Source organism: Desulfocurvus sp. DL1XJH-121 (assembly GCF_054819825.1).
In genome coordinates this window covers 1-238 of record NZ_JBTVWW010000202.1, presented here as the reverse complement: position 1 = coordinate 238, position 238 = coordinate 1, and the positions used below count along the sequence as shown (strand labels likewise).

Sequence of the window (238 nt, the reverse complement as noted above, 5' to 3'; positions counted from 1 at the left end):
GCATGAGTGATGTTTCCCCAACCGTTCTCTTTGAACACCCGCTGAACGAAAAAATGCGCACCTGGCTGCGCATCGAGTTTTTACTGCAACAGCTGCACGGCCAGCGCGCCCTGAGCGAAACCGCCATCGCCCTTACCTTTTTCCGCACCGTCTCCGATTTGCTGGACGTGCTGGAGCGCGGCGAGGTACGCACCGAACTGCTCAAAGAGCTGGAGCGTCAACAGCAAAAACTGTTGGC

At 57.1% G+C, this 238-nt stretch carries 2 protein-coding genes; one reads left to right on the top strand and one right to left on the bottom strand.

The window, feature by feature from the left end:
• On the bottom strand, positions 1-127 hold a 127-nt coding region (locus ACYYG1_RS17880), incomplete at its 3' end, for a hypothetical protein (RefSeq protein WP_461211678.1).
• On the opposite strand from ACYYG1_RS17880, the gene zapD reads away from it, so the two are divergent.
• Positions 66-238: cell division protein ZapD (gene zapD / locus ACYYG1_RS17875; protein ID WP_461211677.1), on the top strand; the 173-nt coding region annotated here is incomplete at its 3' end. The genes ACYYG1_RS17880 and zapD overlap by 62 nt on opposite strands.